9 protein-coding genes are annotated in these 9043 nt (G+C 44.4%); 1 reads left to right on the forward strand and 8 read right to left on the reverse strand.

Going from position 1 to position 9043, the window contains the following annotated elements; genetic code table 11:
* Positions 1–33: 33 nt before the first annotated feature.
* The 8 genes from DOT_RS01245 to DOT_RS32615 all read right to left on the reverse strand — a co-directional run bounded on the left by DOT_RS01245 (position 34) and on the right by DOT_RS32615 (position 7947).
* Positions 34–2292 (reverse strand): DEAD/DEAH box helicase family protein, encoded by a 2259-nt coding sequence (locus DOT_RS01245; protein ID WP_009613006.1) that lies wholly within the window; start codon positions 2290–2292, stop codon positions 34–36.
* A 14-nt stretch (positions 2293–2306) separates the two neighbouring features.
* Complete coding sequence (locus DOT_RS01250; protein WP_040410892.1) at positions 2307–3392, reverse strand: DUF429 domain-containing protein; 1086 nt, start codon at positions 3390–3392, stop codon at positions 2307–2309.
* 229 nt (positions 3393–3621) lie between these two features.
* Positions 3622–4374: an NAD(+) synthase gene (gene nadE, locus DOT_RS01255; protein WP_009613010.1), complete on the reverse strand. Its 753-nt coding sequence runs from the start codon at positions 4372–4374 to the stop codon at positions 3622–3624.
* Complete coding sequence (gene nadD / locus DOT_RS01260; protein ID WP_009613012.1) at positions 4367–4978, reverse strand: nicotinate (nicotinamide) nucleotide adenylyltransferase; 612 nt, start codon at positions 4976–4978, stop codon at positions 4367–4369. The genes nadE and nadD overlap by 8 nt, the downstream gene beginning before the upstream one ends.
* Positions 4979–4988: 10 nt before the next feature.
* Positions 4989–6368, reverse strand: coding sequence for a nicotinate phosphoribosyltransferase (locus DOT_RS01265; protein WP_242833739.1), 1380 nt, complete (start codon positions 6366–6368; stop codon positions 4989–4991).
* The gene (locus tag DOT_RS01270; protein WP_009613016.1) at positions 6361–7026 is read right to left on the reverse strand and encodes an isochorismatase family cysteine hydrolase; all 666 of its coding nucleotides are present in this window, start codon (positions 7024–7026) and stop codon (positions 6361–6363) included. Before DOT_RS01270 ends, DOT_RS01265 begins: the two co-directional genes overlap by 8 nt.
* A gap of 16 nt (positions 7027–7042) precedes the next feature.
* The gene (locus DOT_RS32610) at positions 7043–7426 is read right to left on the reverse strand and encodes an NUDIX hydrolase (RefSeq protein ID WP_009613018.1); all 384 of its coding nucleotides are present in this window, start codon (positions 7424–7426) and stop codon (positions 7043–7045) included.
* Positions 7427–7470: 44 nt separating this feature from the next.
* The gene (locus DOT_RS32615) at positions 7471–7947 is read right to left on the reverse strand and encodes an NUDIX hydrolase (protein ID WP_009613019.1); all 477 of its coding nucleotides are present in this window, start codon (positions 7945–7947) and stop codon (positions 7471–7473) included.
* A gap of 464 nt (positions 7948–8411) precedes the next feature.
* On the opposite strand from DOT_RS32615, the gene DOT_RS01280 reads away from it, so the two are divergent.
* Complete coding sequence (locus DOT_RS01280; protein ID WP_009613021.1) at positions 8412–8630, forward strand: GyrI-like domain-containing protein; 219 nt, start codon at positions 8412–8414, stop codon at positions 8628–8630.
* Positions 8631–9043 lie beyond the last annotated feature (413 nt).

Below are 9043 nucleotides of genomic sequence, written 5' to 3' on the forward strand. Positions count from 1 at the left end.
TAAGCACGGCTAAAAGAACTCTACTTTAAGCATCTAAACCCGCTTCCTATAATACTCCTCCAATCTCTCATCACACCGCTCAACAATCCAGTCCTTCTCCTCCTGAGCCATCCTCTTCCAAACATGACGGTTAAACTCCACATACTCAATATCCCGGCACCGGCTCATAAAGCGCATATCCTCAAACCGCTTAAAGGGATTGCTAAAGATATTTCTCTCAACATCCTTTCGGGTATATCCGTCTTTGCAATACAGACTGGATTTCTTCTCAACCACCAAACCGTTCTCTTTTCTAGCCTTATAAAAGTCTATGAAGTAATTAACCATATCCTCGACCCGGACTCTTCCCTTTTCGTCCACATGCTCAAGCATAGCCTTGAGCAGTACCGGCTTATAGGAAAAGCTCATATCCATGGTCCTGACCATGTCCATAAACTTATCTTTCATATTGGCAGGATTGATCAGCTCCCAGCCGTACTGTTTGGCATAGTTCTCTACGCTTGCTTCTTTAAAATATTTAAAGCTCCTTTTGTCCCCGAAGGGTACCTCTAAATCAGGGGTTATCTTTCCTTCCCGCAGGTACCGTTCAATGGTTTCAGTTTGCACATCTACCATCCTCACGAACTCCAGCTGAGATATCATCTCCTTCACTTCATCTTGCCAGTTAAAGAGATCAATCAGTTCATAATCCGCGACATTCACCGGGAAATCCAGAAAAACTGCCGGTTTTTCTCCTCTGGCGATTAAATCCCTGTCCAATTCAAACTGTTTTCGTGAAGCAACAACATACTCTCCCGCCCTATATTCCTTCAGGTTAAACATCCTGTGCAAAGAGTAGGGCATATTAAACAATCCGGCATTATCAATAAAATCAAAAACCATCAGGTAGTCCTTGCCCACGCACTTGCGCATCCCCCGGCCCAGCTGCTGAACATAAAGTGTCTTGGAAAGGGTCGGTCTGGCCATGAACAAAACTTCTGTTTTTGGACTGTCCCAACCCTCGTTTAAGAGATCACAGGCACATAAGACTTGGATATCCCCATTTTCATAACGATCTAAAATCCTCGCCCTTTCTCTTGCTTTCATAGACCCGGAAACAGCCTCGCAATGAATTCCCTTTTCCTTGAACAAGGCAGCAATCTCCTGAGCGTGGTGTACGGAGGCACAGAATACCACGGTTTTCTTATCCCTCACATAATTCAGATAAGTTTCGGCAATCAGCTTATTTCTCTCCGGCACAAAGAGCTTGCTTTCTAAGTCCTGGACGTAATATTTAATGCCGTTTATTCTCACCGTGGAAAGATCCACATTGGTCTTGACCCGGATACACCTGATGGGAACAAGTTCCCCTAATTCCACGGCTTGCTGCAAATCCAGTTTATGGGCCACATTTTTAAAGTCCTCCAGGATACTCTCCCCATCAGCTCTGTCCGGGGTTGCCGTGAGACCCAGAGTGAATTCAGGTTTGAAATAACTCAAAACCTTCCTATAAGTATCTGCTGTTCCATGATGACATTCATCGACGATGATATAGCCAAAGTCATTGGGTTTAAACCCTTCCAGATTTCTGGCCACACTCTGAGTGCTGCTGCAGACAACATAAGCGTCTGCAGCCTTTTCTTCAGCCACATAAAGACCAGTCTCCGCCTCATCCCAAAGTTTTTCAAAGGTGCCTTTTGCCTGGGTGATTAGCTCCTTAGTATGAGCCAAAAACAGGGTTCGTTTCCCCAGACGTTTGGCATCACTGACTGCGGTCACAGTTTTTCCGGTTCCTGTAGCGTGATAAAGCAGGGCGATACTCTCTCCTTGCTCGCGCATAGCCTGAAGGCTGTCTAAAGCTGCTTGCTGATGCTCCCGCAATTCAATGACCTGGCCCTTCTGCTTAGGCAGATAATCCTCCAGCATTCTAAAAGCGGGCATTTCCCCCACAAAAATCCGCAGTTCGTCCTTGACCCTTTCCGGTTGGTGCTTCAGTTGGTTGTATACCCAGCGGTAAACCTTCCAGTTCTGATAGATCAGGCTGTTTTGCTTGGTAAGGTCATCATAATATTTATTAGAAGAAACCTTGTTGGGATTATGATAGGTTTCACCGTCAATCTCGATGGCGATTTTTAAGTCTTCGCTTTCCAGAGCAAAATCAATGGAGCGTCTATGTCCATAAATATCTGTGACGGGATACTGCAGAAACAGATACTCCGCTTGATCCGGACCAAAGGTATCACAGAACAGCTCGACAAAGAGATCTTCAGCGATGCTGCCCAGGCTTCCTTTCTGCTTGATCTTTTCTGTCAATTTTCTTCTACCTCTCAGTCGTCCCTAACTTCTTTAAGCAGGAGTCTATCCCTGAAAGCGCCTCTCTCCTCAACCTTTTGCTTTCTGATACTCTCGAATTCCTGCCGGGAAACCCCTTGATAATCCAGGATGGCGTAGACCACTTCCACTAAATCCGCCAGTTCTTCAACCTTTTGGCTGTCCAGGTATTCCTGAAGCTCTTCTCCTAACTTGGCGTTTAATAAGCCCAGGTACTCCGCCCCTGAAACTTTTTCGGTAATGGCTTTCTTACCGCTGTCTTCGATGATCTGGGGTATCTTGTCGCGAATCAGTTTGTTGTAGATTTTTAGCCTCTCTGATCTGCCGTCACGGACATCCTTCTCGTCTATTACCGGAATAGTAATGAAGCCATCCCGGTCATCGCCGATCACCTTTCCCTTATTCTTGGCCAGCCAATAGGCGGCGTAGGCACATAAAAAAGCATCCAGCCTATCTTCAAGGTTCTTATACCCCTTCTTAGACATAGCCTGAATGCTCGGTGAATAATTGAAGAACTCTTCAATATTATGGACGGGAGGATTAAAGTCCCCTAGCCTTTGCAAAAGGCTGACCATCCGCCCCATTTCTGTCTTGGTTGTTTCAAAGGCAATCTTATGTTTGATTTTATATTTAACAGGAAAAGCGTCGGGAAAAAGGCCTAAGGTTATTCCTGTGGGAAATGTTTCAATAATCACATGCTTTTCATTGCTTAAGTCTCCTGTGAGGGCAAAAGCGGGCATCCGCTTTCGAATGGCTTTGACGACCTCTTCTCCTCGAACTACCCCGTAGTGTTTTAACATAAATCCTCTACTGCAATTGAAAACAGACAGATTTCTGCCATGAATTTTCTCTCTCATAATGGCACCGTCACAGTGCCGGGAACCTGTTTCGTTATTCACGATTAAAGGTGCGTCAATCCCCACGATGGCTCCACCCTGAGCATACTCGGCCACGATGTCCGCAATCATTTCGTCGCTGAATACCTTGGACTCACAAAAGATGATTTCTCCATAGTCAGCGATCACACAAATTCCTGATTCATTGGCGTAGGTCCAGGCTAAGTCGATTCCGATATAATGCATTTCTTTACCTCCAAAAACCCTTGGCGTTAATGAACCCCTCACTTGAATCAGACCTAACGGACAACGTTTGACGTATAGTTTCTTTTTCGCCAAACTTTTATCTTTTCCTTCCACCATTCACCAAATATTTCAAGAACTATGTAAAAGGGTGCCAGTCAGTCTTACAAACTGATTGGCACCCTTTATTCTCACACATTCTGTTGTTGTCCCATTGCGTTCGTGTGATTATTCAAAGAGTTGCTAAAACAGGTGAATCAATCGTCCCATAGCTATAAGGTAACTGCCGTTTGTGAGCGGTTTTGTGGTAGACTTCTCTAATTCTTGCGATGACATCCGGTTTCGCGATACCTAAGCGAATATAGGTATCAATTTCTTGATAGGAAATCCCCATTTCGCCTTCATCAGTCTGTCCTTCCCAGAGCCCGGCTGAAGGTGCTTTCTCAATAATCTCTTTTGGAATACCGAGTTCCTTGCCAAGTTCCACGACTTCAGTTGCTGTTAAGTCAGAAATCGGACAAAAGTCAAAGGAACCATCGCCCCACTTGGTGAAATATCCCATCACAGCTTCCGAGAGATTATCGGTACCGGCCACCAAGTACCCCATTTCTTGAGCAAGGGCATAAAGTGTGGTCATACGAAGGCGCGGTTTAATATTTGCCGAAGCCATCAGAGAAAGAGGTCCCCCCATTCCTTCTTTGAGGTTCTGAGACAGCGCTGAAAAACTATCCTTCAGATTGACTACGACTGTCTTTATTCCGAGTTGTTCGGCGACACGGAGCGCATCCAGTTTATCCGTTTCAACACTATCACAAGGCATGACCACACCAAGAACATTGTCTGTTGCCAATTTCGAAAGAGCAGCTACGGTGTTGCTGTCCTTTCCGGAAGACATTCCAATCACAATACCCTTGGCTCCGGCGTCTTTCAAGATACGCTGAATCCATTCCACTCTGTTTTTAATCTCTTCATGCCATTCACGCATTAAAACCCCATCCCTTCAAATTATTTTCCAAATAAAAGTACGTTGGTTCCGGTACAAGATAACGGACACTCTTACCCACTTTAAGCAAGTCACGGACATGAGTTGAATTTCCATCATTTCGTATATAGCCTTCAGGAATCAAAAAGCTTTCCGAATTTGCCAGGAGTGACGGTTTTTTCCGAATCATCGTTTGGGGGTTATCTCCATTCCGGGGAATAACAATAAAATAGTAATCCTCCATAAGTTCTTGAAAATCGTTCCAGGTACCAATTAGCCTTAAATTGTCGGAACCTATGACAAAGGCGATCGGATGGTCCGGATACTGTTTTCGCAGCCTACGCAGTGAGTCAATCGTATTGAGCAAGGTTGTCGACTGAACCTCTATTTCGGAGACTTCAAACTTGGTGTTTGATTCACACGCCAGCTTTAACATCTCTACACGATGTTCAGCCGACATGAGTCCTCTCTTTTCATACAAATCGCTCACCGGTAAAAAGATAACCTTCTCAATGTCATAGAGATTGGTAATCTGTTCTGCTATCGCTAAATGGGCATTTGTAACAGGACTAAATGACCCGCCAAATACTGCAATTAAACGTTCCATCCCCTCACCTCTATTGAATTCGCTCAAGATTTGGGTTATCGCAAGGGCCTCGGCCGACTTTATGCACTTCCACCCACGTGTCATCCAACTTTACTCGGACGATATCCGATGTGTAATCGTTATTCGTTTCATCCGAGTTTTCCAGAAGTGAAGAACCGACCCCGTAAATATCAACCGGCACACCTAATTCCTCAAACATGGTGATTTTTTTGGTGTTAAAGCCTCCTGTAACCACAATCCGAATCCCATGGCACCACTCTTTAGCCACCTGAATCGCTTCAAAGGGAATATCCCATTGTTTAAAAGCCTCATTGATCGCGTTGCGCAGCGCCCAGATTAAACGTGGATTTACGCCACAGTCTAATTTCTTATCACCCAGGGGAGGAATTGACACATCTCGCATATTCCCCGAGGTATCTGGGCGAACGCCAAAGAGCTGATACTTTTGGGCTTCTTCTTGTTGACCCTCTTTTAAAAGATTCCAATACTTGTTGAACATCCTTTTCATCACCTCAAGAGTGTCGCCAAGGCAATCATTGTGATAATCTACGAGGGCAATCCTGGGGACTTCAACCGGCATAATCCGCGAAAATTGCATCATGGTTTCGGCCGTATCGCCGAGGAAAGCCGCGATGGATGCATGGGCTATTGTACCCCCGGCTTTCCCGCCCCACCAATCACCTTGATCGTCCGTAGAAACAAAGGTATTAGATGTCTTACCGTATTTCTCGTTGTACCCTTGTACTGCCAAGGAATAAGCATACCCGTGCAGGGCCTGCATTTTGTAGTGTACGAAACGAGCCGGAAAGAAGAGAATATCTTTCCCTTTCGCCGCTTTAAGAACATTAAAAACGTTCGTAGCTACCCGTGATGCCTCCGAAAGAGCCCCCAGGATCGGAGTTTCCAGTAAGGCGAAATAGCGATAAATTCCTCTCACTTTAAGCACGGGCTGTACGCCCAGGGGGTTTCCATCGTATTTAACGAATGTACCATCCTCAACGACTTCGATCTCAAGAGTATGATACATGTTGACAAAGTCACCCATATCATCATAATATCCGGTGCATTCTTGAAGAATAGTCAAAGCCTCGTCGACCCCAGCCACCAAACTATAGGGTTTTCGTCGAGTGAAAAATTGCATCTCAACGACAATATCACCGTTTTTTACTTGGGCCAATTTATCCTCCGGAATATCTTGAAGGTCACTTGTGCCTTCAAACCCATAGTCTTCTTCTGATAAAGTTTCGAGGATTTTGACGATGTTTAAGAAATAGGCGTCAGAGTACCACCCTTTTCTCATCCGTTCAGTATCAATTTTAAAGATTTCAGCCGGCAGTCGTTGACCATTATAAACACTCATATTCTCATCATCCCCTTTCTTTCTATTCAACTAACGTCGAGACAAGTCTCACGCCATTCGAGGACATATACATTAGGCCAAGCATCTGATAAACGTCGCCATCATGAACCCCTGGGATATCAAAGGTTTCCACGCCTTGGGTTAAAACGATCAGCGAAGAGTCCCTGTTTCGTCGGTCGAAATCTGCTTGAACGGTTAGAGCGAATGAGGCGATACAAATATCCGTGCAGTCGCCCACAACGATGAAGGTATTAATATCCGGATGGGCATTCAGCCATTCACGAAACTCCTCTTCAAGATAACCATTGATTGAGTTTTTAGGAAAGACCCGACAAAGGCCTCGGAACTCATCCACGATTTCTGATTCCTTAGAGTTAGACCCGCAGTGTATGGGATAGCGTTTGAATTCAGGACTTTCAGGGGGGTGATTATCTGCAAAGGCTACGATGGGGATACCACGATCGATGCAAATTTGCATGACTCTCCTGATTTCGGGGATAAGCCCTTCGATTCGGGGACTGTAAAGTGCACCTTCCTTGGCAAACCCGTTAACCATGTCAATGACCACCAGAACTGTTTTCGATTGGTCTAAATCGCTGGCCGATAATGCCCCCAGGTTGTTAAGAACATCCACTTGTTTGCTGAGAACTTGATGCGCAAGTCCTAAAAAATCACCTTTGTTAAACACTGCCATTCCCCCTCACTTAAAAATTATCGTCCTCATCCCAATTGGGGTTAAATCGAAAGAGTTCAGCCGGTTTATGGGCCTTTCCCCTTTGAAACTCTCCGGTCCCGTTGACCATCTTCTCGATCTTTTGACGAAACTGAGCTTTATAAAGCTTTTTGCCAAGAATAACTTCATAGACCTTCTGCAATTCGCTTAGGGTGAAGCATTGGGGCATCAGCCCAAAAGCAATATCGGTATAGTCAACCTTGTTACGCAAGCGCTCGATGCTGTACTGAATGATGCGCCCATGGTCAAAGGCAATTCCCGTCTGTTCAACAACTTCTCGCCGGTACTCAATAGTAGTGCCTTTTGCAATCTTGATGATCTTAATGACCGCAGATAACGTGACTTCATCACTCATAAGTTCAAGCCGAACCCATTTCTGTTGAATAAAGCCATCTTCTGTTAGAGTTTTTTCTTTTTAAGCACAGTATCTTTAACCGTATACCACTTGGCATCCGCTGCATCGTCACCGGCTTGAATGTCAAACTTTGTAGAATCCAACAACGCTAAATAAGAAATGCTGATCACCCGGGTTCTTGGATCACGATTTACTTCCCCCCAGGTATATAGCTGCTCCATGTAGCTGCAGTCCAGGTTGGTTTCTTCTTTAAGCTCTCTGACGGCTGCCTGGTCAATATCTTCGGCAGGATTAACGAATCCCCCCGGCAATGCCCATTGACCCAAAAAAGGATGACCACCGCGCTTAATTAGCAGCACTTGGAGTTCACGATTCGAAAGGTTTCGTTGGTTGACTTCATCATCACCGGTAATCGTAAAAATCGCAGTATCAACCGTAACGGAAGGTCTTTCAAACTTCCCGGCATCATAGCTCTTTAGAAATTCTTCTGCTGTAAGCCCTTGATGGTCTCTTAATTCCATTGGAAGCACCCCTTAACTTACTTAGTATTGATTTATTACTATCTTTTGTTAGTATTATTTTAATACTATCTTATTGATTCGTCAAGAGTTAGTAATAATAATATACTAACTATGATTGATTTCGCCGTTATGTCGTCGAAGGCTATCCCTGAATATGGCCAATTTACGTATCAGGGACCCCATTTCAGAAGTTATTGAAGCAGGGGGTGTGACACATAAAAAAAGCCCACAAAAATCGCAGGCGTTCACATATAATTCTATTTCTTTAAGCGCGCGGCGATATGATATAAAACCGCCACCCGTTTTACTACTATACTCCAAGGATTTGCCAGGCAATACTTGCGTAAAGATGGTGAAATTACTAGTAAAATATACAACTTTTAAACATTAGTTTGCATTTCATTTTTAAGCATTGTATGGTGAAAAAGGACCGGTCACAATGTTATGAAAGAGGATACCAGACAATGAACATGAATATTGAAACTATCCAATCGTGCTCTATTGCGTATATACGACAAATAGGAGCTTATGGTGAGGATAATATCCAGACTATGGAACAATTAAAACAATGGGCAAAAGCCAACAACCTAATGAACAGTAAAGCGGTGATTTTTGGCATTTGCAAACAAAAGGCTCTGACGCCGAGCTTTCCCGAGGCATGGCCTTCTATTTCCTGGAGTTAGGCATTAAAACCCGCCTTGCCGAGCTTCCATCAGAGCATTAGAAAATAAGCATGGCCCAGAAACGACAACACTGTCATTCTGGGCCATGCTTTACTTCTATCCATCCCCCTGATAACAGGGAATAACATCAATATGCATAAAACCGCTTTGCTGTCCATATCAAGGGTGAATTTGCGCCCGTTCTTCCTTTGGGTACCTAAAAGAAGTACTGCTAGCTGCACTAAAATTCGGATCCGGATCCAAATTTGAGGAGACAAGCTGTCCGGCTCTGTAGTTTCAAAGGACGGGGTGGAGTCAATGTAAATCCACATCACTGTTTTCTGTCATATCTCCACGAGTATAAGAGCCAAATAAATGCATATTGCGTACGCTATGTACGTAATATACAATAGGAGGTGAAAAGCATGGTTCCG

This window comes from Desulfosporosinus sp. OT, from assembly GCF_000224515.1.
Classification (GTDB): Bacteria; Bacillota; Desulfitobacteriia; order Desulfitobacteriales; family Desulfitobacteriaceae; genus Desulfosporosinus.

Bases quoted from the DNA above. Each gene is read 5' to 3' on its own strand.
- DOT_RS01250 (WP_040410892.1), bottom strand. From the start codon at position 3,392: ATGCATTATATCGGAATCGACTTAGCCTGGACCTACGCCAATGAATCA.
- nadE (WP_009613010.1), bottom strand. From the start codon at position 4,374: ATGCGTGAATGGCATGAAGAGATTAAAAACAGAGTGGAATGGATTCAG.
- nadD (WP_009613012.1), bottom strand. From the start codon at position 4,978: ATGGAACGTTTAATTGCAGTATTTGGCGGGTCATTTAGTCCTGTTACA.
- DOT_RS32610 (WP_009613018.1), bottom strand. From the start codon at position 7,426: ATGAGTGATGAAGTCACGTTATCTGCGGTCATTAAGATCATCAAGATT.
- DOT_RS32615 (WP_009613019.1), bottom strand. From the start codon at position 7,947: ATGGAATTAAGAGACCATCAAGGGCTTACAGCAGAAGAATTTCTAAAG.
- DOT_RS01280 (WP_009613021.1), top strand. From the start codon at position 8,412: ATGAACATGAATATTGAAACTATCCAATCGTGCTCTATTGCGTATATA.